This window comes from Phaeovulum sp. (genome assembly GCF_041596715.1).
GTDB lineage: Bacteria > Pseudomonadota > Alphaproteobacteria > Rhodobacterales > Rhodobacteraceae > UBA6213.
Window position 1 is genome coordinate 1 of sequence record NZ_JBFHIA010000014.1, and the last position, 23,798, is coordinate 23,798.

Consider the following 23,798-nt stretch of genomic DNA (forward strand, 5'->3'; position numbering starts at 1 on the left):
CTGAACCCCGACAATGCGCCCACATCCAGACCCAGCGCGCGTGCCGCGATCATGAAATATGCGCCCTGAAGGGTGCCATTGCGAAAGGCGGTCTCGGCCGCGTATTCGGGCTTGTTCTCGAACAGGTGGCGGCGATCGTCATGTGGGAAAAGGCGTAGCAGGTGCTTCCAGAACTCCAGATCGTAGGCCACGATCACGGTTACTGGGGCCGCGCGCATTTTCGGAACATTGAGCGGCTTGAGCGCCTTTGCCAAACGGTCCTTGGCCTCGGGGCTGCGCACGATCACGAAACGCGCCGGGCTGCCATTCATGCTGGTGGGGCCATCAAGCGTCAGTTTGACGATCTCGCGGATGATCTCGTCTGAAACGGGGCGGTCTTGCCACGCGTAATGGGTTCGCGCGCCAGACAGCAGCAAATTGAGCGAATCACGGTCCAGCCGGGTGATCTGCTTGCGCACATCGCGCACGTCCTGTTGCGCTTTGGCGCGCGGATCGGGAGTGAGTGTATTCATTGTGCCAGAACCGATCTCCGTGGTGGTTGCGTCCACTCGGCATATGCCGCCGTATTCAAAATCCGTGCGCGTAAATCGGGACGTCGAGACGCCGATCCCACGCAAAAATACCGTATGTGCCCCCCTTTGCCCTGTCAAGGACAATACTGCATTGTGGGTTGGGTATACTGCATATCAGGTCAGGAGGGAGGGTTGAGAGCGCCGATCGACTTTGGCGCGCGTTGCGTGCAAGCACGCCGCGCCTGCCTTTAGGCCTTGACGATGCCAACCGCAGCGTCGGTCGAAAGATGCAAAAGACGATGCAATACATCTGGTTATGTGTGAATGCGCGAATCGCTACTGCAACTGCTTTGCAAGTCGTAGCCTTTGGGGCCCGCATGGATGCGGCGCGCAGATCATGGTGCGGGGGATCGCCCGGACGGGCGCGCCTGTATCAGATGGTGGGCAGGGTAAAATGCTTGCGGGCGGGCGATGGGTGCCCGCCCGCAAGGATGTCTTGTGCCGCGCGGCTTATAGGGCAGGGCGATTGTCCTGCCCGTTCCGTTCCGCGGCCTCTAGGATATCCAACGGTTCAGAACCCAGCGCGCGCTTGCGGTTGCCGGGAAAGTTGATCCGGTTGCCATAGACCGACTGGTAGGTGTCGTGCCGAAGGCCGAGCGCTTCGAACAGCACCACAAGCCCCGCGATGACTGCCACCGATGAAACCGCATAAAGGGTCACACCCGGCAAATGGAACTGGGCCAATCCGGTGGTGATGGCCCCCAGCGCCATGATGGCGGTGAAATGGCCAAAGCTTTTGTGCCACGCTTCAAACATGCGTCGCCGCGGCGTGAAATCGAAGTGGTCGCCGCGCCACGTTGCCGGGTTGGCGGGGTCTGCGCCGGGGTCGCGCATGCCGCCGTGTGTGCCGCGATACCATGCCGAAACGACTTGCAGCGCCGCGAAGGTCATCGTGGCAAGCCCGAAGAAACTATGCAGCGTGCCCGATATGCCACCCGACAGCAGAATGGCAAAACCGCCGACCGCAAGCGTGCCACCGACAGCGGCGTAGAGCAGGTAGAAATGCACCGGCCACCAGAAGTAGAGCTTGCTCCAATTGGGCGTGCCACGCGGAATACCGTGCGGCACCGGGCGCGGCTTGCCATACCGAATCGTCAGAATCGCGATTGGCACCAGAAACAGCCAGATAGCGACCATCGAGGCTGCGTGCAGGTCCCAATGAACGGCGATCGGTTCAGAAAAGAACGGAAGTGTCGCTTCGCGCGGGATTTCATAGCTCATGGCCAGCCGCCTCCAACGCGGCGAGGTTGAAGACCAGACGGCGGTCTACCTTGCCTTGCAGCGCCGCCACGATGTTTTGCGCCGCAACCACCGCCATGCGCTGCGCCGCCTCTGCGGAAAGTGCTGCGGAATGCGGCGAAAGCACAACATTCTGAAGCCCGAACAGAGGGTTGTCCAACGCTGGCGGCTCGGTTTCGAAGCAGTCGATTCCGGCGCCACCTGCGGCCATGCGGCCAGAGAGCTCGGCAAACAATGCCGCCTCGTCAATCAGCCCGCCGCGCCCGGCATTGAGCAGGATCGCGGTCGGCTTCATACGCGCCAATTCGGCACGGCCGATCAGGTTGCGGGTTTCGGGTGCCAGCGGCACATGCACCGATAGCACGTCAATATCGGGCAATGCCGCCTGCCAATCCGCCACCGCATCGTAACCTGCCGCGGCAATGTCAGCCGCGGTCACGAAGGGGTCGTAGACCGCTACATCAACATCGAAAGCCTTCGCGCGGCGCGCCACTTCGCGGCCAATGCGGCCAAAGCCCATGACGAGCATCCGCCGACCCGAAAGCTCGCGCGCGCCCAGCGAATCGCGCAGGCCCCAGTCGCCCCCCCGCACCGCCGCATCATAGGCCGGGATGCGTTTCAGCACGGCCAGCAAAAGCGCAATGGTCTGCTCGGCAACCGAAACCGCATTGACCGGGCCGACGACCGTGACAGGAACGCCGCGCGTCGAAAGCAGATCAAGCGGCAGGCCATCGCAGCCAACGCCGTGGCGTGACACGATGCGCAACGCGGGCATCGCCTCGACATTCGCTTGGCTCAACGCGCCGTAGCGCAGCAACAGCGCATCGGCCTTGGCAAGCACCTCTGGTGCCATGTCGGTGTCGAGCTTTGGAACCTGATCGATCGCGAACCCGGCGCCGGTCAGCACGTCCATACCGTCCTTGTGAATCTTGCCAGCTACCAGAACCCGGGCCATCATACGCGCTCCAGTTCCATGATAGTCAGACCGCCGTTCCAGTCGGTGACGTAGATCAGCCCGTTCTTGTCGACGAAGACATCCGTGGAATCGACCACGAGCGATTTGTTGGGCCGATAATCCATCAGTTTCTTCGGCGCGGGAGGAACGAGGGCTGCAACCTCGGTCGGGCGGAACGGGTCGGCGATGTTGTAAACGCGCACGCCTGCGTTCTGGTAGCTCACGAAGATCAACTCTTCGCTTTGGAACCCTTCGGAACGGTTTTCGTGCAGGTTGTGCGGCCCGAACTGGCCGCCCTTTGCGGCATAGTCCTCTTCCGAGGGAAGCGGCGTGGTGGAAATCGAGACGGGGTTTGTCGGCACGCTGATGTCGTAGACCCAGTTGCGCTTGATCCCATCTTCGCAATTGTCGAAAACCGCTTCTTCAACCACGAACATCAAGCCGCGTCCGGGCAGCGGCAAGGTGTTGTGCGTGCCCCCGGCAAACGGCGGGCACGGATTGTCATGCGCCAGTATCTTCGGCGCGTGCCGATCAGAGACATCCATCAGCGTTATGCCGCCGTCACGCCACGCACCGCAGGCCAGATCGCCCTTTACGATGGCGTGGTGCAGCGCGTAGCGGTGCTTTTTTGCGTCCCAATTGGGGGTTTCGCCCGCCGCGGTGTTCATGCCCGGAATCCAGAGTTTCGAGATGACCTCGGCCTTTGATGGCTCGCGGATATCGATGATCAGGAAGATGTCGTCGGAAAATCCGGGGGGCAGGGCCGAGGCATAAACGTAGTCGCCACCATCGTAATAGGTGCGGTGCACACCCAGCCCGGGGATCGAACAGAAGGCGATCTCCTTGGGGTTGGCGCGGTCCGCGATGTCATACATCCGGATACCGGCCGCATGGCTGGGCGCGGCAAGGTCGAACTTGTCGCCGATCGAGCCTTTGTAATAGCTACCCGAGTTCATTTCGGGGTCGCGCATCACATCCTTCATGTTGTTGACGATCAGCAGATCGCCGTAGGTCTGAAGGTGCTGGCTCCATGTGCCTTCCGGCTGGGCGATATGGCGCACGAAAGTGGGTTTGCGCGGGTCGCGCACGTCAATGACAGAAAACCCGCAGGAAAACAGATGCCCGACATAGGCATAGCCACCCGAAACCATGACCTGAATACCGTCAGAGCGGCCACCCTGATCGGAATGGCCGAGCAACTTCATGTTGCGCGCAAAATCTGGTTTCATCATTTTCCTCCTGCAACGCTGTCACGCATCCGGCCCAGTGCGGCCCCCCCGGCGGCAAGGAAGTTATGTTCCGAGCCCGCGACAACAAAACTCGCGCCCGCGGCGACCCAAGGCGAGATGTCTTCATTCGGCGCGCAGAAAACACCCGTCGCCGGGCCTTTCACGCCCAGAACACGGCGGCTGATTTCGGTGGTCTTTTCCGAGAAGAGGTCGCTCAGCCCGTAGCTGACGGTCAGATCGGCGCGGCCCACGAAAAGCGCATCAAGCCCGGGTGTTGCCGCGATCTCGGCAAGATTGTCGACACCTTCGGCATCTTCGATCTGGGCAATCAGGCTGACCTCGCGGGCGGTCTGTTCAAGGTGTTCTTGCAGCTTTCGCGTGCCATACCCGCCCGCGCGCGGCGAGGCCGTAAAGCCACGGCCGCCGGGGCCATAATGAATCGCGCGCACCAGCGCATCGGCCTGGGCACGGCTGACCACATGGGGAACCATCACCGCCGCGGCACCGCAATCCAGCGCGCCCAGAATCCAGCTGGGGTCGGGCACACGAACGACGACGGGGCAATCAACTGCCCGCGCGGCCATCAGGCAGGCGTCGATCGTGGTGCGATCGAACGGGGCATGTTCGGCGTCGAGCACCAGAAAATCCAGCGGCCCCGCACCGAGAACTTCAACAACGATAGGATGCGGCGTCTTGATGAAAGAGCCGACCATCAGCTTGCGGTCGGCCAGCGCTTGCTTGAAGCGCACGTTTGCGGAGATCATCAGCGTTGCCCCCCAGCATTCCAACCCTGCTCTGCTGCGGCCATTGCGCGGTGGATAATTCCAAAGCGGTCATGGCGCCTAGCCTCGTCTTGATGGCAAAAGCGCATCGCATTTCTCCCCAAATGCAAAATCGTGTTGATCAGATATGGCGGTAGGCCACTGTATCTGACTATAAGACAAGTAACCCGCAATGCAAGCAGCGAGTTTCCGGCTTGGACTGTGCTGCGGGGCTGCGAGGCCGCTTTGCGTATGGATTATTGTGCGAAACATTGGCAGAAGATGTCGAGGAGCAAGCAGGAATGGAATACACGATGGATGGTTCGGGCGACGAAGCCTCTGTAGACCAGCAGCCCGGCACGCGGCACGGCATTCAGGTCATTGCGCGTGCGGCCGATGTTTTGCGTGCGTTGAAGCAAGACACCACAGGTCTGAGTCTCGGGCAGATAGCCGAGCGCGTGAACCTGCCACGCTCCACCGTTCAGCGGATTGTCGCGGCGCTGCAAGAAGAGCGTCTGGTGATCGCCTCGGCGCGCGGCGGCGGGCTGCGGCTTGGGCCGGAGTTGCGCGCGCTTGGCGAGGCCACGCGCTACAACATCATCGAGGACTGTCGGCCAATCCTGATGGAAATCAGCGCAGCCACGGGCGAGACGGTCGATCTGTCGGTGCTGCGCGAGAAGCGGATGATCTTTCTTGACCAAATCCCCGGCAAGCATCGGTTGCGCGCGGTTTCGGCAGTAGGTGAGGCGTTTCCGCTGACGCTCAATTCCAACGGGCGCGCCTGCCTGTCGCTGCTGCCCGAGGCCACCGCCCGCACGCTTATCGCCGATGAGTGGAAGCGCAGCGGCACCAAAGGTGATCTGGACGCTTTCATGGTGACCTTGGCCCGATACCGCGAGCGCGGCATTGCCGAGGATGTGGACGAGCAGTCCGAAGGCATCTCGGCCTTGGGGATCGCGTTTTCCGACTGGTCGAAAGAGCTTTACTCGATTTCGGTGCCAGCGCCGACAACGCGGTTCATCCGTAAGAAAGAAACGATCATCGCCGCCTTGACCCATGCCAAGTCCCAGATCGAGGCGATGCTGACCGAATAAGCGGCATCCGGCCCGAGCTTGGGCCTAGCAAAAGCCCCGGGGCTTTCAGGGCAGGGCACCTTTCGGAAGACCATAACCCGTCATCGAGGCCGTGCTGAATGGCCCCGCGCGATGCTGGCAATGCGCCTCGCGCGGGGGCCTCTCGTTAGCCTGCGGTGTAACCGCCATCGGCGTAGAGCGTGTGGCCGGTGTAGAAGTCGGATGCTTTCGACACCAAGAACAGAAGCGGGCCGGCAAGGTCTTCGGGCTCGCCAAGGCGGCCTTTGGGCAGCCGGGCCAAGAAGTTCTTGCGCACCGCTGCGGCCTCTTCGGTATCTTCAAACATCCACGCAGTCAGCGGCGAACGGAAGACCGTCGGCGCAATCGCGTTGGCGGTAATGCCGGTCTGGCCCAGTTCGCAACCCAGCGCCCGGGTGATGCCGTCGATCGCGGATTTGGAGGCGCAATAGGCGGTATAGCCCGCCGGATGCCCCAAGAGGCCGCGCGCCGAAGACATCAGCACGATCTTGCCGCCGTCGCCTTGCGCCAGCATCTGCCGGGTTGCCGCGCGCGACATCATCCAGCTTTGCGTGACGTTGGCATCCATGACGGTCGCGAAATCCTTCAACTCCATCGTGTCGATTTTCGAGACGATGTTGATGCCCGAGGCCACAACCAGAATGTCGAGCCGCCCATAGGCTTTGACCGCGGCATCAACGAGCTTGGCGCAGGCGTCTTCGGAATCGGGGCGGGCCTTTACCTCGGTGACATCGGCACCCAGCTTGCGGCAGGCTTGCGCGGTGGCGGCCAGCGCTTCGGTGTTCGAGGCGGCCAGAAGCAGCTTGCAGCCTGCGGCCGCCAACGTCTGCGCAGCCACCGCGCCAAATGCGCCAGATGCGCCGGTAATCAGCGCAACCTTTCCGGCCACATCAAACAGTTTCATCGGGTTGAAGTCGGGTTGTGTGATCATTTCTTTGCTCCCTGCGGATACGGCATGATGACGAGCATCTTGCAGATGTCGTTCGTGCGGTTTTCAATCTTGCGAACCTCCCCACCGGGGATCGTGCAACTATCAAAGCGGCCTAGGACGGTGTCTTTCCCGTCGATGGTCACGGTCATCTCGCCTTCAAGCACGACATAGACCTTTTCCATCGGCGAAGAATCCGGGCCAGCGCCGCCGCCCGGTAGAAACTGGCTCAACCCGACCCATTGATTGGTGGGGCCGCCATCCTCGAACCCCTGCAACCGCAACCCGGTCACACCAAAGTGGTTGGGTGCCTCATAGGGTTGCGCGTCGGTAAATCGCTTTACTTTCATATCTTCATCCTCCCTTTCTCGACCGACTGGAACATCCCGGTCGCAACGACGCGGGCTGGTTCGGCGTCTCATGCCGCAACAGTGTCCCAGACCTCCCAATTGCGCGTCATGCCGATGTGCCAAGCCAGTCGAAAATAGAAATCGCTGTCCTACCCTGCGGCGCATCGGTGCCACGAATGATGCGTACCGTAGAATGTGGCCCGAACGCAGTCAACAACTATACTGCATGGTGGGTTGAGGGTATTGCATTTCAGGTTGCTGCGGCGCGCTTTGCGCCCCGAAAAAAAGCACCTTCTCATGCAAATCAGTGGCTTAGCCTGCCAAGCCCCATCTGCGCCCAGATGCAGCCCGCTTGCGTGGCGGGCCATGTGGAATGGCGGCAGCACAAAGCTGCGCCACATCTAACATGCGGAAAACACGCTGAAAAACATTCGGGGGGCTCTGCGAAAGCGAAAGTTTCCCTAAAGTAAGGTAAGTGACAGATCACAGATTGACCAAATAGCAATACACTTGCATTGTATCGCGGATGATAAGGGTCGGGTGTAACCGGCCTTAATGTGGGAGGAAGTCAATGAAGCATCTGATATCCGTGGCAATGGTTGCCGCGTTTACGGTAACGGCACTGCCGGTTGCCGCTGAAACGCTCAAAGTTTCGAGCTATCTACCGCCGAAGCACACGCTCAACCTGACGATCGAGGCATGGGGCGCGGAGCTTGCTGAAAAGTCGGGCGGCACCTTGACGCTGGAACTCTATCCCGCGTCGCAGCTTGGCCCTGTGAACCGGCAGTTCGACATGACCGCCTCTGGCGCGGCCGACGTGGCCGTTGTGCTGCACAGCGCAACCCCCGGGCGCTTTCCGATGACAGAGCTGGCCGGTCTGCCGCTTGCCGCGCCAAGTGCGGGCAACGCGAGCGCCGTAGGCTCGCCGCGCCTGACGGAACTGGCAGAGGAATATCTGGCCTCTGAACATGAGGGCACCAAGATCCTCTGGATGGCGGTCACGCCGCCGCTGAAGATCAGCTTGAAGAGCGCTGAACCCTCGAGCCTTGATGTGTTCAAGGGGCTGCGCATTCGCTACGCGGGCCAGGTGTTCCAGAGCGTGCTGGAAGTGTTGGGCGCGACGCCGCTGCCCGTGCCGCCTGCCGAAGTGCAAGAGGGGCTGTCAAAAGGCATCATCGACGGCACCTTCTTTCCCTATGAGGCGCTCAAGGCCTTCGACCTCGGCTCGAACCTGAAATACACGATGGAGCCCGGTATCGCCTCGGCGACCTTTGCAGTTGTCATGAACAAGGCGCGGTTTGATGCGCTTTCGCCCGAACATCAGGCGCTGATCGTCGAGACCACCGGCGTTGGCCGGGCCGCCTCTTTCGGCGCGCTTTGGGATGCGGGCGAAGAAGAGGGCAAGGCCTATGTTCAGGAAAAAGGCGTGACGGTCGTCGTGCTGCCTGAAGACCAGAAGGCGGCACTTTTCGCCGCAATCACGCCGATCATCGACGCGAGCATCGCGGCGGTCGAGGCCACCGGCAAACCGGCGCGCGCATTCTACACGGCTTACGTGCAGTAAACGACCCGCGCATGACCCGGATCACCTCTGGGTCATGCGCCTCTTGCTTGCTCGGCGGAAAAGTTAACGGAGGGGTCTAGATGGCCGCGAAAATCGGAACTGTGTTGCTCCGTGCCAGCCGAATGATCGTGCGCGCCCAGCTTTGGGTGTCGATGGCAGCACTGGTGTTGATGATGTCGGTGGTGGTGGCGGATGTGGCGCTGCGGCAGCTTTTCAATCACCCGGTCCAAGGTGCCTATGATGCGGTTTCCATCTTGCTGGGGATCTCGGTGTTCTACGCGCTTGGCGCGGTGATCGCGGCGCGCAACGAAATCGTCATTGATCTGGTAGACAGCTTGTTGCCCGAGCGGGCGGTGGCGTTTCTGAAGCGGATCGCGGGCCTGCTGTCGGCGCTGGTGTTGGCGTTCATATTTTTCGCCATGCTGACCCCAATGCAAGAAGCCTATCGCTACGGGGACATCAGTCTGGAATTGCGTATTCCGCTTTGGATCGTCTGGGTCGCCGCGCTGATCGGTATGCTTGGTGGTATGCTCGCCTCGATCATGATGCAGTTTGCGCCACGCGGGCCGGGCGGTATGCCCCTTCTGGATAGCGCCGGAGGGCACGCAGAATGACCGCCTCTGTCCTTGGCCTGCTGGTTATCGGCCTTTTGTTCCTGATGCTGTTCTTGCGTATGCCGGTCTGGCTGACGCTGGCGCTTTGCGGCATCGGCGGCAATCTTGTGATGTCGAACTTCGTGGTGGCCAAAATGCTGGCCGGGACCACGCCCTTCGATGTCTCCAACTCTTATGGGCTTTCGGTGATACCGCTGTTCATCCTGATGGGTGAAATCGCGACCGGCACCCGGTTGTCGGCCGAGCTGTTTCAGGCCGCGCGGGTCATCTTGTCGGGGCTTCGCGGCGGGCTTGCCATTGCCACGATCGGCGCATCGGGCCTGTTTGGCGCGGTGTGCGGCTCTTCAGTGGCAACGGCGGCCACGATGACGCGGATCGCACTGCCCGAAATGCGCAAGTCGGGCTATGAAGACGGCTATGCCGCGGCTGCCATTGCGGCAGGCGGCAGCCTTGGCATTCTGATCCCACCGTCGATCATTCTGATCATCTTTGGCGCGATTGCCGAACAGTCGATCCGCAAGCTTTTTGCCGCAGCACTGATACCCGGTATTCTGCTGATGCTGCTTTACATCGTGGTCGCGGTTGTCGTGGCCGCGCGTGTGCCGGGCAAGGTGCCTGCCGACCAGCCGGCCAAGTTTGGGGCCCGTCTGCGTGCGCTGCGCGATCCGTGGCAATTTGCGGTGCTGTTCACCGTGACCATCGGCGGCATCTACGCGGGGATTTTCAGCCCGAATGAAGCCGCCGCGATTGGTGCCTTTGGCGCGATCGTGATTGGCGTGGCCGGGCGCAGGGTCACGCTGCGCAAGCTGCTTGAAGCGGTGCGCACCACCGCCATAACCAGCGCCGTGCTCTTTATGATCATGATCGGCGCAACGATGTTTTCCAATTTCGTGGTGCAAACGCGGCTGCCACATGTGCTGCTGGACATCGCGCAGTCGTTCAACCTTCCCGGTTGGGGCGTCATGGCGTTGATCGTGCTGATCTACATCATTCTTGGCTGCTTTCTGGAAGGTATCGGCATGGTGCTGGTGACGGTGCCGGTGTTCCTGCCGATCGTGGTGGGTTATGGCTATGACCCCATCTGGTTCGCGATAATCGTGGTGATCGTGGTCGAGCTTGGTCTGATCCATCCACCGGTGGGTATGAACCTGTTCGTGATTCAGGCGCAGGTGCCCGATCTGAAGATGACGCGTCTTTACATGGGGATCTTGCCATTTCTGCTGGCACCCTTCGGGTTGATCGCGCTGCTGTTCCTGTTTCCGTCGATCGCAATGTGGCTACCCAGCTTGATGCGATAGGAGTGGAGATGGAAAAAACCGTTCTGATCGTTGACAGGAATGCAGAGTGGTATGCGCAGCAGTTGCGCCCCCGGTTCGCGGGTTGCGCATTTGTTGCGGCAAAGGATGCGTCTGCCGGGGTGCAGGAGGCTGCGGCCGCCAAGGCTCAGGTTCTGGTCGGTCTGGCACCATATCTTTCTGCCGAGCTGATTGGTGCGATGCCAAGGCTTGACTGGATTCACGCGCTTACCAGCGGCGTCGATAACCTGCTGGCGATGCCGGAGATCAGCGCGCATGTGGCGATTTCAGCGTCGCGCGGCATTCACGGCCCGCAGATGTCGGAACTGGCAATCTTGCTGATGCTCAGTCTTCAGCGCCGCTTTCCGGAAATGCTGGCCAACCAGCGCGCGCAAACTTGGCACCGTTGGCCGCAGCCGCTGCTTGCTGGCAAGACCGTTTGCCTTGTGGGGATCGGCTCGATTGCCGAGGTGCTGGTCGAACGCTGCCGGGCGTTCGGCATGAACGTGACCGGGGTTTCGGCAGGGCGGCGCGACGTGCCCGGTTTCACCAAGGTTTACGACCGCGCAAACATTTGCGCAGCGGCGGCCGAGGCGGATTTTCTGGTGGTGATTGCGCCCTATTCTGCGGCCACGCACCATCTGGTTGACGATGCCGTGCTAGAAGCGATGCGCCCCCATGCCTTTCTGATCAACATCGCGCGGGGCGGTTGCGTGGATGAGGCGGCGCTGGTTAGACATCTGCGCGCAGGAAGCATCGCCGGTGCCGGGTTGGATGTGTTTGATACCGAGCCTTTGCCCGCCGCGCATCCGCTTTGGTCAGCGCCCAATGTCATTGTCACCCCGCATATCGGCGGGATGAGCGACACCTACGCGGCACAGGCGCTGCCTGTGCTGGAGCGCAACCTTGCAGCTTATCTTGCCGTCGGTGCGGTGGCGCTGCCAGACAGGGTGACGCGCGCATGAGAAAGCCATTTGCATGACGCGGTCAGGGCTTCGGTATCCGATTGCTGATAGCGAACGGGAACGCCGCTGGGCCGGCCTGCGTTCTGCTATGAAACAGACGGGGCCGGCGGCGCTGGTCATGCATGGGCCCGATGACTGGCTTGGCGGCCATATGCGCGGGTTTATCCGTTTGCGCGTAACCAACTGCCATCCGCGCGCGATTACGTTTTTCGAGAACGCGCCGATGAGCGCGGTCGAAATGGCCGAGCGTCCGTTGATACGGGCCAAAGAAAACAATGCCCTTGCTCGAAGGCATCTTCCTTGCGGTGCATCGCGGCTACGACGACGGCGTAGCCGCGATTACCTGCGACAAATAGATGGTCGGCACCAAGGGGCCAGGTCCGTGCCTGCACCCATTCCAACGCAGATTTTCGAGATTGAGTGACCAGCAGAAAGGCCCACCAATGACGCCCAAGATCGCGCTAGAAGAACATTTTCTTGCCCCCGGATTCGAAGAATATCTGGCAAAGACCGCCGTCAACATCAGCCCCGAGATGTTTGGCAAGGCCACCGCCGCGCTGACCGACTTCGGTGAACGGCGTCTATCACAGATGGATCAGATCGGGGTGGAAACAGCTGTGCTTTCGCTGGCTGGCCCCGGTGTGCAAGTCGAACAAAATACCGCAAGAGCAATCACTAAGGCAAAGGAATGTAACGACTTTCTGGCCGAGCGCATGGCAGCGAGCAAGGGGCGGTATTCCGGCTTGGCGCATCTTGCGACGCAAGACCCGAACGCCGCGGCGGATGAGTTGGAGCGTTGCGTCAAAGAGCTCGGCTATGTCGGCGCGATGATCAATGGGCAGACCAATGGTGCCTATCTGGATGACGACCGCTTCTCGGTGCTTTGGGAACGCGCCGCCGACCTTGGCGCGCCCATCTACATTCACCCCAGCAACCCGCCTGATTTTCCCTATATGTACCACGGCCACCCCGAACTTTTTGGCCCCGTCTGGTCTTGGACCGTGGAAACCGGAAACCATGCGTTGCGCCTGATCTTCGGCGGGGTATTCGACCGTTTTCCCAAGGCGCGGTTGCTGCTGGGCCATATGGGCGAGACCCTGCCGTATCAGCTTTGGCGCTTTGACAGCCGGTGGGAAATCTCGAACCGTGGTGCGAAACGCCTTGCACAGAAACCTTCGGACTATTTCCGCCGTAACGTCTGGGTGACGACCGCCGGGGTTTGCTCGGACGAACCGCTGCGCTGCGCGATTGATGCCTTGGGCGTCGATAGGGTGCTGTTTTCGATAGATTATCCGTTCGAGCATTCGAACCTTGCCGGTGACTGGATCGAAAAGGCCCCGTTGAGCGACACAGAGCGCGCCGCGATTTGCCACGGCAATGCCCGCGCGCTTTTGGGGCTTTGATAGATCTGCAATGAAAATGGAGTAGTTGATGCTAGAACTTTACCACGCGGCCAGCAGCGTCTGTTCGCAAAAGGCGCGCATTGCTTTGGCCGAAAAGGGGTTGGAGTGGCAAAGTCACTTGATCGACCTCGGCAAGGGCGAGCAGTTCGCGCCCGCCTATCTTCGCCTCAACCCCGAGGCGGTGGTGCCGACACTTGTTCACGATGGTATGGTGATCAGGGAATCGAGCCTGCTTTGTGAATATGTCGATCGGCTTTCAGCCACTAACCCCTTAATGCCTCGTGAAATTGGTGCCGAGTTCACCACGCGGCTCTGGCTTTTGCGGTGCATATCGATTCACGAGGCGATCAATTCGGTCTCTTTTGCAACATTGATGCGCGACCGCGAGCGCGCGGCGCGCACGCCGCAAGAAACCGAGGCCGCGCTGGCGCGTATTCCCAATCCGCAGGTGCGGGCAAAGCGTCGAGACGTGTATCTGAACGGGCCCGATTCGGTGTTTGTGCAGGGCGCGTTGCATGTTCTGCGGCGTCAGTTCGAGGATATGGCAGAGGCATTGGCGCGTTCTGCTTGGCTTGCCGGGGCAGAGTATGGCCTCGCCGATACGGCTCTGCTGGCCTATGTTGACCGGCTTGATCGGCTGGGCATGGAGGGGCTTTGGCAGAAAAAATACGCGGCGGTCGGAACATGGTTGGCGGCGTCGAAGCAGCGGCCCAGCTATGCGACGGCGATCAGCGCCTATATCTCGCCCGAAGACGCCGCAGCGACGCGCAAGATCGGTGCGGCGTATTGGCCCCAGATTGAGGCGCTTTGGGAATAGCACGCGGCCTGCGCCTTAGGAAAAGCCGACCTTGCGGATGTCTTGCAGCATTTTGGCAAGTTGCGCGCGAAGCATCGGCAGCACCGAGGCAAAGCGCGCGCTCGGCACCGGAATCGACACGGCATAGATCACCCCGGATGGGTCACGAAATGCCGTGCCGATTGCCGAAATGCCATCGGTATGTTCATCGCGATCTAGGCCAAAATCGCCCGCGCGTATCGCCGCGATCTCTTGCGTGACACGCGCGATTTCTTCTGCGTTATCAGCAAATTCGCGCCGCAGAATGCCGCTGACCACCGCGTCGTCGCAAAGTGCCAGCGCAGATTTTCCATTGGCCGTCGTGGCAAGCGGAAACACCTCGCCAACTGCCGAGACGGTGCGCAGCCGGTGTGACCCAGCCGCCTGATCGACAAAGATGATGGCGCCGTTTCGCATCACGCCCAGATCGACCGTTTCACCCGTGGCTTTGGCTGTGCGGGCCAGAATCGGGTGCAAGATCTCGGCCGCGTCGATCAGCCCCGCCTTGGCCAATGATTGAATCTCGGGGCCAAGGCGATAGCCGCTGGAAGGCTGAGACATCATCACCATGCCCTCTTCGATCAGCGCATTGACGATGCGCTGCACCGTAGAGCGGGGCAGACCGACACGGTCGGCGATCTGGCCAAGGCTCATGCCGGATTTTTCGTGCTTGAGCGCGCGTAACACTTCGGCGGCACGGGCGATCACTTGAATGCCCTGGGTGCGGCGGGTCTCGGGGGTTTCTGTGTTCAAGGCTCTGGCTTCCCGTTGCTCGAGGCGGCATGTCGCAAAAAGGAGGAAATTGCAAGACGCAGCGATGACTACTTGACAGTACACTAGTACTGTATTGTGATACGAAAAATCGACAGCGTGAAGGGGAGTACTGCATGACGATCAAGGTTCGTGGCATCGAGTTCCAAAGCAATCTCGATAACAGCATGGGTTTGGAGTTCTACAACCTTAGCCATAGGTTCGGATTCCAAAACCCTAACTGGCCGTATTTCGAGGATACCAAGATCGAGCGTATCCACTATATGGCCAAGTCGGGCGTGCTCAGCCAGCGCATCACCACCACGATGCACGCCACCACCCATATCGATGCGCCTGCGCATGTGGTGCAGGGCACGCCCTTCATCGACGAGGTGCCGTTGCCGCATTTCTTTGGCACGGGCATCGTGGTTTCGATTCCGAAGAAAAAGTGGGAACCGATCACCGGCGAAGATCTGGAAAAAGCCTGCGGCCACGCAATCCGCAAGGGCGATGTGCTGATCATCAACACCGGTTGGCACCACCAGTATGAAGATGGCGACTATTTTGCCTATTGCCCGGGGTTCGTGCCCTCGGCGGGCGAGTGGATGGTCAAGAAGGGCGTCAAGGTCGTGGGCCATGACACGCAGGCCAACGACCACCCGCTTGCCACCGCAATCGGGCCGCAGCGCAACGGGCCGCTGCTTCCGCATCTGGAAAAGGAATATTTCGAGTGGTCCGGCGGGCACGACTGGAAAGTTGACTTCCCCGATTGGGAGCCGGTGCACCAGATTCTGTTCAAGAACGGGATTCTCGGCATTGAAAACGTCGGCGGTGACCTTGATGCGGTCACGGGCAAGCGTTGCACCTTCGCCTTCTTCCCGTGGAACTGGGATCGCGGCGATGGCTGCATCATCCGCTTGGTGGCGATGATCGACAAGTCGCAGAACTACCGCATCGAGCCCGGCGAAGCGTTCTAAGTACTTCGCGACACTTGCGCCGTGGCCTCACGCCACGGCGCCCATTCAAGCGGACCAGGGGAGGGGTGCTGCGATGCATGTTGGGGTAATCGGGGCTGGGCTGATGGGGCACGGCATCGCGCTGGTGATGGCGCGCGCCGGGCATCAAGTGGCCGTGCATGACCCGGTGCCAGAGGCGCGCGCCGCGCTTATGGCGCGCGTTGCCGAAAGCCTTGCCACGCTTGGCGTCGAAGGCGCGGCCGCGAGCGCCGCCCTTGCCCTGATTCGCGTAGAGGAAACACTTGCCGGGGCTGTGGCCGATGCCGATGTGGTCTTCGAGGCGGCACCCGAAAAGTTGCCGCTAAAGCGGTCGATCTTCGCTCAGATCGAGGCGGCCGCACCCGCCTCGGCAATCCTTGCATCGAATACCTCGGTCATGCCGATCACCTCGATCATGCAGGACCTGAAGGCGAAGCACAGGGCCTTGGGCACGCATTGGTGGAACCCTGCGCATATGATCCCGCTGGTCGAGGTGGTTTCGACCGAATGGACCGATTCTGCCTCAGCCGACACGATGATGGAGCTGTTGGCTGGCGCGGGCAAAACCCCGGTGCGGGTGGCCAAAGACGTGCCCGGTTTCATCGGCAACCGCCTGCAACACGCGCTATGGCGCGAGGCGGTCAGCCTTGTCGAGCGCGGCATTTGTGATGCAGAGGCGGTCGATGTGGTTATCAAGGCCAGCTTTGGCCGACGTCTTGCAGTTCTCGGCCCGCTTGAGAATGCCGATCTCGTCGGCACCGACCTGACGCTCGATATCCACGAAACGGTGCTTGCCGATCTTGAGAACCGCGCAGGCCCCTCGCCCTATTTACGCGCGCTGGTCGCTGACGGTAAGCTTGGGATGAAAACCGGGGAGGGTTTTCGGCGCTGGACACCAGAGGAGGCTGCCGCAACACGCGCCCGCGTGGCGCGACATCTGCAACGCCTGCAAGACATACTGCAAGACTGATCCGCTGAACCGGCAACGTCCGGGCAGCGTCGGCCAACGTGCCATTTAGGGAGGAGACCCATGAAATACTTGAACCCGAGCCGTCGCCATTTCATGACCGGAACCGCGGCAATGCTTGCCGCCCCGGCAATTTTGCGCGCCACACGCGCCTATGCACAAACGCCAGTGCTGCGCGTGGGCCATGTCAGCCCGCGCACAGGCCCTCTGGCTGGTTTTGCCGAGGCTGACGACTATGTGCTGCAAGCGATCAGCGAGCGATTTGCAGGCGGTATCCAGAACAACGGCAAGACATGGGCGGTGGAAATCATCTCCAAGGACAGCCAGTCGAACCCGAACCGGGCCGCCGAAGTTGCCGCCGATCTGATCCTGCGCGACGAGGTCGATATCATCGTCGCCGCATCGACACCTGACACCGTAAACCCGGTTTCCGATCAGGCGGAAATCAACGAGGTGCCCTGCATCACCACGGATTGCCCGTGGCAGCCATACTTCTTTGGCCGCGGTGGTAACCCGGCGCAGGGTTTTGCCAATACCTATCATTTCTTCTGGGGTCTTGAAGACGTGATCGGTGCCTTCCTCGACATGTGGGGGCAGACCGGGGTCGCCAAGATCGCCGGTGGCCTTTTTCCCAATGACGCCGACGGCAACGCTTGGGGCGACCCCGAGAACGGGTTGCCAAAGCCGCTGGCAGCCGCGGGCTACACTTTGACCGATCCGGGCCGCTATCAACCGCTGTCGGACGATTTTTCCAACCAGATCGCCGCCTTCAAGGCGGCCGGGTGCGAGATTGTCACCGGCAACATGATCGCGCCCGATTTCGCTACCTTCTGGGCGCAGGCCGCACAGCAGGGATTTACCCCGAAAATCGTGACTATCGGCAAGGCGCTGCTGTTCCCCTCGGTCATCGAAAGCCTTGGCGAGCGCGGCAACGGGCTCAGCTCCGAGGTCTGGTGGTCGCCCGATCACCCGTTTGCCTCGTCGCTGACCGGGGCCTCCTCGCGGGATCTTGCAGAGGGCTATACTGCTGCAACCGGGCGGCCTTGGACGCAGCCGATCGGCTTCAAACACGCGTTGTTCGAAGTTGTGGCAGATGTGATTGCGCGCGCGCAGGATCTGGAAGACCCCAGCGCCGTGGTCGAAGCGATTGCCGCCACCAATCTGGCCACGATCGTGGGGCCGGTGAACTGGGCGGAAGGGCCTGTGAAAAACGTCACCAAGACCCCCTTGGTCGCGGGCCAGTGGCAGCGCGAAGGCGATCGCTTTGATCTTAAGATCGTCGCGAACAGCGCGCATCCGTCGATTCCGCTGACTGGAACCATGCAGCTTCTATAACGCCAGTCCGGCCTGCGGCACCCGCAGGGGTCGCAGGCCGGTTCGGGAGGAATAATTGGGCGAATTACTGAAACTTGACGCGGTCAGCCGGGCCTTCGGCGCGGTGGTTGTGGCCGATGCGCAAAGCTGGTCGCTATCGGCGGGCGAGGCGCTTGGCGTGATCGGGCCAAATGGCGCGGGCAAGACTTCCATGTTCAATCTGGTTACGGGCACACTTACCCCGCAATCCGGCCGCATCCGGTTTGACGGACATGACGTTACCGATTGGCCAGCTGCGCGACGTTGCCGCGCGGGTATGACGCGCTCGTTTCAGGTGCCGCAACCATTTGGCGGCATGACGGTGTTTGAAAATACCCTCGTCGCAGCAACGCAAGGGGCGGGCGAACGTGGTGCACGGGCCGAGAAAACCTGCCTTGAGGTGCTGGTGCAAACCGGGCTGATGCCCAAGGCGAACGTATTGGCGCGCAGCCTGACGCTGCTGGAGCGCAAGCGGCTGGAACTGGCGCGCGCGCTTTGCACGCGCCCGAAGCTGCTACTGCTTGACGAAATTGCCGGAGGTCTGACCGATGCCGAGTGCGGCTCGCTGGTGCAGACGATCCGTGATGTGCGCAAGACCGGTGTGTCGATTGTCTGGATCGAACATGTGGTGCACGCGCTCTTGGCAGTGGTTGACCGATTGATCGTGATAGACTTCGGGCGCGTGATTGCCGATGGCGAGCCACATGCGATCATGGCCAGCCGCGAAGTTCGCGAGATTTATCTGGGGCTGGATGCCGATGCCTGACCCCATTCTCGAAATCACCGCGCTCGATGCCTATTACGCGGATTTTCAGGCACTTTACGACCTTTCGATGCATGTCATGCCGGGCGAAGTGGTGGCGATCATCGGTGCCAATGGCGCAGGCAAGACCACGTTGATGCGCTCTGTCTCGGGGCTGATCCGCAATGCTCCCGAGGCGATCCGCTACCGCGGCGAGGCCATTGGTGCGTTGCGCGCCGATCAGGTGGCGGCACGCGGCATTGCGCTGGTGCCCGAGGGGCGGCTGCTGTTTCCCTCGCTCAGTGTCGAGGAAAACCTGTTGATCGGCGGCCAGATGCACCGGCCGGGGCCATGGTCGCTTGAGCGGATCTACGCGCTGTTTCCCATCTTGCAAGAACGCCGCCATGTGCCGTCAACCGCGCTTTCGGGGGGGCAGCAACAGATGGTGGCAATCGGCCGGGCGCTGATGGCCAACCCGGATCTTTTGCTTCTGGACGAGATCAGCCTTGGCCTTGCCCCGGTAATCATCAAGACCATCTACGAAGCGCTTCCGGGCATTGTCGGCCAAGGCATGGCCGCGGTGATCGTGGAACAAGATATCGCCAAGGCGCTTTCCGTCTCGACGCGGGTGTATTGCCTGCAAGAGGGGCGCACAGCGCTTGAGGGCCGCTCGGATGTGGTCACCCGCGAAGCAATTGCCGCAGCATATTTCGGAATGTGAGGGTCGATGGACTGGATCAACGCGATTGTTCAAGGAACTTTGCTGGGCGGGCTCTATGCCCTGTTTGCGGCAGGGTTGAGCTTGATCTTCGGCGTCATGCGGCTGGTCAACATTGCGCATGGCGATCTGATCGTGCTGGCGGCCTATCTGGGGCTGTCGGTCTCGACCGGGCTGGGTATTCACCCGCTGATGGCACTGGCGCTGGTGGTGCCGATCATGGCCGCGATTGGCTACGTCTTGCAGCGCGGTATCCTCAATCGCACGCTAGGCGACGATCTGCTGCCGCCGCTGCTTGTAACCTTCGGGCTTTCGGTGATTTTGCAAAACGCGCTGTTGGAGATTTATTCCGCCGACCCGCAAAAGCTGCAAGCTGGCGCGATCGAAACCGCAAGTCTGCAACTTGGCCCCTTGGCTTTGGGCTATCTTCCGTTGCTGATGTTTGTCTGCTCGGTCGCCATCATCGCGGGCCTGCAATGGATGTTCTACCACACCGCGCTGGGCCGGGCGTTTCGTGCCACCTCGGACCGGCAGGACGTAGCGCAGCTGATGGGGTTGAACCGGGCGCATGTGTTCGGGCTGGCAATGGCGCTTGCGCTGGCGGTAACCGCGGTGGCGGGCGTGTTCTTGGGAATCCGCACCTCGTTTGACCCGTCTATCGGCGGTGGCCGGCTGATCTTTGGCTTCGAGGCGGTGATCATTGGCGGGCTTGGCAATATCTGGGGCACGCTGGCCGGAGGCGTGGTGCTTGGCATCAGCCAGAGCATCGGTGCCGAGATCAATCCAGGCTGGCAGGTGCTGGCCGGGCATGTGGTATTTCTTGCAATCATCGCGCTGCGTCCGCGCGGACTGTTTCCGAGGATGGACTGATGACCCATGCAGTAACCCGGTCATCCCGCACCTCGCGTATCGCCGCTGTCGTAGGGGTGGCATTGCTATTGGGCTTGGCGGCCGCGCCGTGGTGGGCCGGGCGTGCCGATATGCGACTGATGGGCGAGATTTTCCTGTTTCTTTCGCTGGCAACGCTTTGGAACCTGCTGGCAGGCTATGCCGGGCTCGTGTCGGTCGGGCAACAAGCCTATGTCGGGCTTGGCGGCTATTCCCTGTTTGCGCTGACGATACTGGCAGGCGTTCCTGCCATCTGGGCGATCCCTCTGGTTGGTCTTCTCGGGGCCTTGGTGGCGGTGCCTGTCGCGGTGCTGATCTTCAGGCTGCGCGGGGCCTATTTCGCCATCGGCACATGGGTGATCGCCGAGGTGTTCCGCCTGACCGCCGCGCAGGTTTCGGTTCTGGGCGGCGGGTCGGGCACCAGCCTGCCCGCGGATGTGGTGCGCGACATGGCAGAGGGGCGCGACGCCCGCGAAGCGCTGGCATACTGGCTGGCGCTGGGGGTCGCGGTGCTGGTGCTCGGCCTTGCCTTCGCAATCCTGCGCTCGCGCCTTGGTCTGGCGCTGACTGCGCTGCGCGATAACGAGCTTGCGGCGCGCAGCCTTGGTATCGACATCTGGCGCACCAAGTTCATCGTCTATGTCGCCACCGCCGGGCTGACCGCGATGATTGGCGCGCTGATCTTCATACAGAAGCTGCGCATATCGCCCGACGCCGCGTTCTCGGTAAACGACTGGACCGCTTTCGTGATTTTCATCGTGGTCATCGGCGGTATCGGCACGCTGGAAGGGCCGATCATCGGAACGCTGGTGTTTTTTGCCTTGCGCGAAATACTTGCCGACCTTGGCACCATCTATCTGATCGCCCTCGGGGTGGTGGCCATTGTGGTCATGCTGCGCGCACCTGCGGGCCTTTGGGGGCTGATCCGCGCACGCACCGGGGCAGAGCTTTTTCCAATCAGCCACCGGGTCCGGGGCGAAACTCAGCAAGGAGACCGCTGATGGCCAGAAAGCCAAAAACCATCATCACCTGCGCCATAACCGGCGCAATCCACACGCCCACGATGTCGGATGCCTTGCCCTACACGCCCGATGACATTGCCGGGCAGGCCATAGCAGCTGCCGAAGCGGGCGCGGCGATCCTGCATCTGCACGCGCGCCGCCCCGCCGATGGCGGTGTGTCCATCAACCCCGATGACTTCGCGGCCTTCCTGCCGCGCATCAAGCAAGCCACCGGGGCGGTTGTGAACATCTCGACCGGCGGTAGCCTGAAGAACACGATCGAAGAGCGTATCGCCCCTGCGATGCGGTTTTCGCCCGAGATGTGCAGCCTGAACATGGGCTCGATCAACTTTTCCTTCCACCCGCTGGCTAAGCGCTACGACACGTGGAAGTTCGATTGGGAAAAGGAATATGTCGAAAACTCCGACACTTACATTTTCCGCAATACCTTCCGTGACATTGGCACCGTAGCCGCGGCACTTGCGCCGCATGACATCAAGTTCGAGCATGAGTGCTATGACGTAGGCCACCTCTACAACCTGCGCTTTTGCATGGATATCGGGCTGTTCAAGGCACCCGTGTTCATTCAGTTCGTGTTCGGTATTCTGGGCGGTATCGGCCCCGAGGTGGACAACCTGATTTTCATGAAGCGCACCGCCGATCGGCTTTTCGGAGAGGATTACCGTTGGTCGGTCCTTGGTGCCGGAGGGGCCCAGATGGGGCTGGCCAGCACCGCCTCTCAGATGGGCGGGAACGTGCGGGTCGGGCTGGAGGACAGCTTGTTCATCGAGCGGGGCAAGATGGCATCTAGCAACGCCGAGCAGGTCGCCAAAATCCGGCGCATTGTCGAAGATCTGGGCTGCGAGGTCGCAACCCCCGACGAGGCGCGCGAAATACTGGGGCTGAAGGGAAGCGATAGGGTCGCCTTCTAAGCACGGCCATAGGCGCGTGGGGTGGCAGGCGCGTTCAGGTGCCCGCCGCCCAGACCCATCCACCCGCAATGCGGCATGTCTGGAAAAGAAGATCGCCATGCGCGCCTATTGAGCGCATGGCGGTTCAGTCGTCTTTACCTGCGCCCGAATAAGGCCGCGCAAAGCGCAATGCAGGCAAGGCCCGCGGCCACCGCAAAGGTCAGTTGCAGCCCTGCTGCGTCTTTGTTGCCAAGGCTGAAAAGACCTTCTCCCTTCGACCCAAAGGCGAAGACCGCGCCCATGGCGGATGCCCCGGTGATGAGGCCAAGGTTGCGTGATAGGCCCAGAAGGGCAGATGTGACACCGCGCCGCTCACCTGCCGCGCCGTTCATGACGGCCGTGTTGTTCGCCGCTTGGAACAAAGCATAACTCGCTGTGATGACCGCAAGGCTGCTGACATACCCGGCCACACCCGTTGCGGTGGGAAGCAGGATCATCAAGACCGATCCGGCAGCAACCCCCAGCAACCCCGCGTATGTCACGCTCGCCTCGCCAAAGCGGTCTACCAACCGGCCCGCGGGGAAGCCGATCAGGGCAGACACACCCGGCCCGACAGACATGGCCAGCCCGGTGGCCGCAGGGCTGAGCCCGAGAGCACCCGAGAGGTAAAAGGGGCCAACGACAAGCGTGGCCATCAGGACCGTGGACACCAGCCCCATCGACGCAAGACCAGCAGTCAAGGCGCGGTCTTGCAGCAGTGTCAGTTGCACCAGTGGATCAGCGGCACGGCTTTCAATGGCGACGAAGCTGGCCAAGCCGATCAGCGCCAAGCCTGCGAGGCCCACATTGGCGAAGCCAGAAGCCTGCCCCCCCAGCGTAGTTGACAGCGCATAGGCCCCAAGCGATAGCGCCAGCACCGCCAGGCCCAGAAAATCGAAGCTGAATTGCTTTGGCGCTTTGGCGACGTCCGCTGGAAAGACCCGATAGCCAAGCACGAAGGCTGCGCCGCCCGCCACCGCCATGAAGGCAAAGACCGCAGGCCAGCCGAACGCGTTGATCAAGACGCCGCCCAGCGAGGGCCCGAGGGCCGTTCCCACCGCCGAGACCGTGCCCAGCAGACCCATCGCGCTGCCCGTTCGGTGCTTGGGCACCATATCGCTGACGGATGCGATCGTCAGCGCCATCATGATAGCAGCCCCCAGCCCCTGCGCGCCGCGAATGGCAACCAGCAGCCAGAGGTTTCCGGCAAGGGCACCGCAGGCAGAGGCTAGGGCGAATAGGCCGATCCCGATCAGCAGCACGCGCCGTCTTCCGAGCATGTCGCCAAGACGGCCTACGCCCACGATCAGGGTCGTGACTGCCAGAAGGTAGGAAATCACCACCCATTGCACGTCGCTGATCGGCGCTGCGAATGCGCTGGCGAGGGTGGGCAGGGCCACGTTGGCGATGCTGGTGCCAAGCGATGGCAAAAGCATTGCAAGGGATAGCGCGGCAAGCCGAACGCGAAAGCTGTAAATCGGCTGATCTGACAGCGAGGCCATCATCACGCGCGTGCCTCCTGCTTCTTGACGATCAGCGCAACAAGCCGGCGGGTGATTGGCGCGACCACCAGAACAACCGGAAAGGCAATGAACCACGACAGCAGCCAAGC

25 protein-coding genes are annotated in these 23,798 nt (G+C 61.4%); 15 read left to right on the plus strand and 10 right to left on the minus strand.

Annotation, left to right across the window (positions count from 1 at the left end; all coding sequences use genetic code 11):
* The 5 genes from ABY403_RS01935 to ABY403_RS01955 all read right to left on the minus strand — a co-directional run.
* A partial coding sequence (locus ABY403_RS01935; protein WP_372838095.1) for a malonic semialdehyde reductase occupies positions 1-512 on the minus strand: 512 nt, incomplete at its 3' end.
* A 510-nt stretch (positions 513-1,022) separates the two neighbouring features.
* Positions 1,023-1,793 (minus strand): cytochrome b561 domain-containing protein, encoded by a 771-nt coding sequence (locus ABY403_RS01940; RefSeq protein WP_372838097.1) that lies wholly within the window; start codon positions 1,791-1,793, stop codon positions 1,023-1,025.
* Complete coding sequence (locus tag ABY403_RS01945; protein ID WP_372838100.1) at positions 1,783-2,766, minus strand: hydroxyacid dehydrogenase; 984 nt, start codon at positions 2,764-2,766, stop codon at positions 1,783-1,785. Before ABY403_RS01945 ends, ABY403_RS01940 begins: the two co-directional genes overlap by 11 nt.
* Entirely contained in the window at positions 2,766-3,995 is a 1,230-nt protein-coding gene (locus ABY403_RS01950) for an LVIVD repeat-containing protein (protein ID WP_372838102.1), read from the minus strand. Before ABY403_RS01950 ends, ABY403_RS01945 begins: the two co-directional genes overlap by 1 nt.
* Positions 3,995-4,759, minus strand: coding sequence for an HpcH/HpaI aldolase/citrate lyase family protein (locus ABY403_RS01955; protein ID WP_372838105.1), 765 nt, complete (start codon positions 4,757-4,759; stop codon positions 3,995-3,997). The genes ABY403_RS01950 and ABY403_RS01955 overlap by 1 nt, the downstream gene beginning before the upstream one ends.
* Before the next feature lie 299 nt (positions 4,760-5,058).
* Here ABY403_RS01955 and ABY403_RS01960 point away from each other — a divergent pair, with 299 nt between their 5' ends.
* The gene (locus ABY403_RS01960; RefSeq protein WP_372838108.1) at positions 5,059-5,850 is read left to right on the plus strand and encodes an IclR family transcriptional regulator; all 792 of its coding nucleotides are present in this window, start codon (positions 5,059-5,061) and stop codon (positions 5,848-5,850) included.
* Between the two features lie 145 nt (positions 5,851-5,995).
* Here the strand turns inward: ABY403_RS01960 and ABY403_RS01965 are convergent, their stop codons facing one another.
* Positions 5,996-6,799 (minus strand): SDR family NAD(P)-dependent oxidoreductase, encoded by an 804-nt coding sequence (locus ABY403_RS01965; protein WP_372838111.1) that lies wholly within the window; start codon positions 6,797-6,799, stop codon positions 5,996-5,998.
* Entirely contained in the window at positions 6,796-7,146 is a 351-nt protein-coding gene (locus ABY403_RS01970) for a cupin domain-containing protein (protein WP_372838114.1), read from the minus strand. Before ABY403_RS01970 ends, ABY403_RS01965 begins: the two co-directional genes overlap by 4 nt.
* Positions 7,147-7,717: 571 nt before the next feature.
* Between ABY403_RS01970 and ABY403_RS01975 the strand changes: the two genes are divergently transcribed.
* From ABY403_RS01975 to ABY403_RS02000, 6 genes are all read left to right on the plus strand, one after another.
* Positions 7,718-8,710, plus strand: coding sequence for a TRAP transporter substrate-binding protein (locus tag ABY403_RS01975; RefSeq protein WP_372838117.1), 993 nt, complete (start codon positions 7,718-7,720; stop codon positions 8,708-8,710).
* Positions 8,711-8,790: 80 nt separating this feature from the next.
* A complete protein-coding gene (locus tag ABY403_RS01980; protein ID WP_372838120.1) occupies positions 8,791-9,324 on the plus strand; it encodes a TRAP transporter small permease in 534 nt (177 codons plus the stop codon).
* Positions 9,321-10,622 (plus strand): TRAP transporter large permease, encoded by a 1,302-nt coding sequence (locus ABY403_RS01985; protein ID WP_372838123.1) that lies wholly within the window; start codon positions 9,321-9,323, stop codon positions 10,620-10,622. The genes ABY403_RS01980 and ABY403_RS01985 overlap by 4 nt, the downstream gene beginning before the upstream one ends.
* 8 nt (positions 10,623-10,630) lie before the next feature.
* Entirely contained in the window at positions 10,631-11,584 is a 954-nt protein-coding gene (locus ABY403_RS01990) for a D-2-hydroxyacid dehydrogenase (protein WP_372838126.1), read from the plus strand.
* Positions 11,585-12,027: 443 nt separating this feature from the next.
* Complete coding sequence (locus tag ABY403_RS01995) at positions 12,028-12,987, plus strand: amidohydrolase family protein (protein ID WP_372838129.1); 960 nt, start codon at positions 12,028-12,030, stop codon at positions 12,985-12,987.
* Between the two features lie 28 nt (positions 12,988-13,015).
* The gene (locus ABY403_RS02000; RefSeq protein WP_372838132.1) at positions 13,016-13,804 is read left to right on the plus strand and encodes a glutathione S-transferase family protein; all 789 of its coding nucleotides are present in this window, start codon (positions 13,016-13,018) and stop codon (positions 13,802-13,804) included.
* A gap of 15 nt (positions 13,805-13,819) precedes the next feature.
* Here the strand turns inward: ABY403_RS02000 and ABY403_RS02005 are convergent, their stop codons facing one another.
* Positions 13,820-14,575 (minus strand): IclR family transcriptional regulator, encoded by a 756-nt coding sequence (locus ABY403_RS02005; RefSeq protein ID WP_372838135.1) that lies wholly within the window; start codon positions 14,573-14,575, stop codon positions 13,820-13,822.
* 134 nt (positions 14,576-14,709) lie between these two features.
* Between ABY403_RS02005 and ABY403_RS02010 the strand changes: the two genes are divergently transcribed.
* The 8 genes from ABY403_RS02010 (at position 14,710) to ABY403_RS02045 (ending at position 22,168) form a co-directional block, all read left to right on the plus strand.
* A complete protein-coding gene (locus ABY403_RS02010; protein WP_372838138.1) occupies positions 14,710-15,549 on the plus strand; it encodes a cyclase family protein in 840 nt (279 codons plus the stop codon).
* A gap of 73 nt (positions 15,550-15,622) precedes the next feature.
* Entirely contained in the window at positions 15,623-16,537 is a 915-nt protein-coding gene (locus ABY403_RS02015) for a 3-hydroxyacyl-CoA dehydrogenase family protein (protein WP_372838139.1), read from the plus strand.
* Between the two features lie 60 nt (positions 16,538-16,597).
* Positions 16,598-17,869, plus strand: coding sequence for an ABC transporter substrate-binding protein (locus tag ABY403_RS02020; protein ID WP_372838142.1), 1,272 nt, complete (start codon positions 16,598-16,600; stop codon positions 17,867-17,869).
* A gap of 55 nt (positions 17,870-17,924) precedes the next feature.
* Positions 17,925-18,653 (plus strand): ABC transporter ATP-binding protein, encoded by a 729-nt coding sequence (locus ABY403_RS02025; RefSeq protein WP_372838145.1) that lies wholly within the window; start codon positions 17,925-17,927, stop codon positions 18,651-18,653.
* Positions 18,646-19,350 (plus strand): ABC transporter ATP-binding protein, encoded by a 705-nt coding sequence (locus tag ABY403_RS02030; RefSeq protein WP_372838147.1) that lies wholly within the window; start codon positions 18,646-18,648, stop codon positions 19,348-19,350. The genes ABY403_RS02025 and ABY403_RS02030 overlap by 8 nt, the downstream gene beginning before the upstream one ends.
* 6 nt (positions 19,351-19,356) lie before the next feature.
* The gene (locus ABY403_RS02035) at positions 19,357-20,217 is read left to right on the plus strand and encodes a branched-chain amino acid ABC transporter permease (RefSeq protein WP_372838150.1); all 861 of its coding nucleotides are present in this window, start codon (positions 19,357-19,359) and stop codon (positions 20,215-20,217) included.
* The gene (locus ABY403_RS02040; protein ID WP_372838153.1) at positions 20,217-21,236 is read left to right on the plus strand and encodes a branched-chain amino acid ABC transporter permease; all 1,020 of its coding nucleotides are present in this window, start codon (positions 20,217-20,219) and stop codon (positions 21,234-21,236) included. The genes ABY403_RS02035 and ABY403_RS02040 overlap by 1 nt, the downstream gene beginning before the upstream one ends.
* The gene (locus ABY403_RS02045) at positions 21,236-22,168 is read left to right on the plus strand and encodes a 3-keto-5-aminohexanoate cleavage protein (protein WP_372838155.1); all 933 of its coding nucleotides are present in this window, start codon (positions 21,236-21,238) and stop codon (positions 22,166-22,168) included. Before ABY403_RS02040 ends, ABY403_RS02045 begins: the two co-directional genes overlap by 1 nt.
* A 134-nt stretch (positions 22,169-22,302) precedes the next feature.
* Here ABY403_RS02045 and ABY403_RS02050 read toward each other — a convergent pair whose 3' ends face one another.
* Positions 22,303-23,691 carry an MFS transporter gene (locus ABY403_RS02050; protein ID WP_372838158.1) on the minus strand — a complete coding sequence of 463 codons (1,389 nt, stop codon included), beginning with the start codon at positions 23,689-23,691 and terminating at the stop codon, positions 22,303-22,305.
* Positions 23,691-23,792 carry a DUF2798 domain-containing protein gene (locus tag ABY403_RS02055; protein WP_372838159.1) on the minus strand — a complete coding sequence of 34 codons (102 nt, stop codon included), beginning with the start codon at positions 23,790-23,792 and terminating at the stop codon, positions 23,691-23,693. Before ABY403_RS02055 ends, ABY403_RS02050 begins: the two co-directional genes overlap by 1 nt.
* Positions 23,793-23,798 lie beyond the last annotated feature (6 nt).

What these genes read in the sequence shown, in the direction of transcription:
- ABY403_RS01940 (WP_372838097.1), bottom strand. Translation starts at nt 1,793, where the DNA reads ATGAGCTATGAAATCCCGCGCGAAGCGACACTTCCGTTCTTTTCTGAA.
- ABY403_RS01945 (WP_372838100.1), bottom strand. Translation starts at nt 2,766, where the DNA reads ATGGCCCGGGTTCTGGTAGCTGGCAAGATTCACAAGGACGGTATGGAC.
- ABY403_RS01950 (WP_372838102.1), bottom strand. Translation starts at nt 3,995, where the DNA reads ATGAAACCAGATTTTGCGCGCAACATGAAGTTGCTCGGCCATTCCGAT.
- ABY403_RS01955 (WP_372838105.1), bottom strand. Translation starts at nt 4,759, where the DNA reads ATGATCTCCGCAAACGTGCGCTTCAAGCAAGCGCTGGCCGACCGCAAG.
- ABY403_RS01960 (WP_372838108.1), top strand. Translation starts at nt 5,059, where the DNA reads ATGGAATACACGATGGATGGTTCGGGCGACGAAGCCTCTGTAGACCAG.
- ABY403_RS01965 (WP_372838111.1), bottom strand. Translation starts at nt 6,799, where the DNA reads ATGATCACACAACCCGACTTCAACCCGATGAAACTGTTTGATGTGGCC.
- ABY403_RS01970 (WP_372838114.1), bottom strand. Translation starts at nt 7,146, where the DNA reads ATGAAAGTAAAGCGATTTACCGACGCGCAACCCTATGAGGCACCCAAC.
- ABY403_RS01975 (WP_372838117.1), top strand. Translation starts at nt 7,718, where the DNA reads ATGAAGCATCTGATATCCGTGGCAATGGTTGCCGCGTTTACGGTAACG.
- ABY403_RS01980 (WP_372838120.1), top strand. Translation starts at nt 8,791, where the DNA reads ATGGCCGCGAAAATCGGAACTGTGTTGCTCCGTGCCAGCCGAATGATC.
- ABY403_RS01985 (WP_372838123.1), top strand. Translation starts at nt 9,321, where the DNA reads ATGACCGCCTCTGTCCTTGGCCTGCTGGTTATCGGCCTTTTGTTCCTG.
- ABY403_RS01990 (WP_372838126.1), top strand. Translation starts at nt 10,631, where the DNA reads ATGGAAAAAACCGTTCTGATCGTTGACAGGAATGCAGAGTGGTATGCG.
- ABY403_RS01995 (WP_372838129.1), top strand. Translation starts at nt 12,028, where the DNA reads ATGACGCCCAAGATCGCGCTAGAAGAACATTTTCTTGCCCCCGGATTC.
- ABY403_RS02000 (WP_372838132.1), top strand. Translation starts at nt 13,016, where the DNA reads ATGCTAGAACTTTACCACGCGGCCAGCAGCGTCTGTTCGCAAAAGGCG.
- ABY403_RS02010 (WP_372838138.1), top strand. Translation starts at nt 14,710, where the DNA reads ATGACGATCAAGGTTCGTGGCATCGAGTTCCAAAGCAATCTCGATAAC.
- ABY403_RS02015 (WP_372838139.1), top strand. Translation starts at nt 15,623, where the DNA reads ATGCATGTTGGGGTAATCGGGGCTGGGCTGATGGGGCACGGCATCGCG.
- ABY403_RS02020 (WP_372838142.1), top strand. Translation starts at nt 16,598, where the DNA reads ATGAAATACTTGAACCCGAGCCGTCGCCATTTCATGACCGGAACCGCG.
- ABY403_RS02030 (WP_372838147.1), top strand. Translation starts at nt 18,646, where the DNA reads ATGCCTGACCCCATTCTCGAAATCACCGCGCTCGATGCCTATTACGCG.
- ABY403_RS02035 (WP_372838150.1), top strand. Translation starts at nt 19,357, where the DNA reads ATGGACTGGATCAACGCGATTGTTCAAGGAACTTTGCTGGGCGGGCTC.
- ABY403_RS02040 (WP_372838153.1), top strand. Translation starts at nt 20,217, where the DNA reads ATGACCCATGCAGTAACCCGGTCATCCCGCACCTCGCGTATCGCCGCT.
- ABY403_RS02045 (WP_372838155.1), top strand. Translation starts at nt 21,236, where the DNA reads ATGGCCAGAAAGCCAAAAACCATCATCACCTGCGCCATAACCGGCGCA.
- ABY403_RS02050 (WP_372838158.1), bottom strand. Translation starts at nt 23,691, where the DNA reads ATGATGGCCTCGCTGTCAGATCAGCCGATTTACAGCTTTCGCGTTCGG.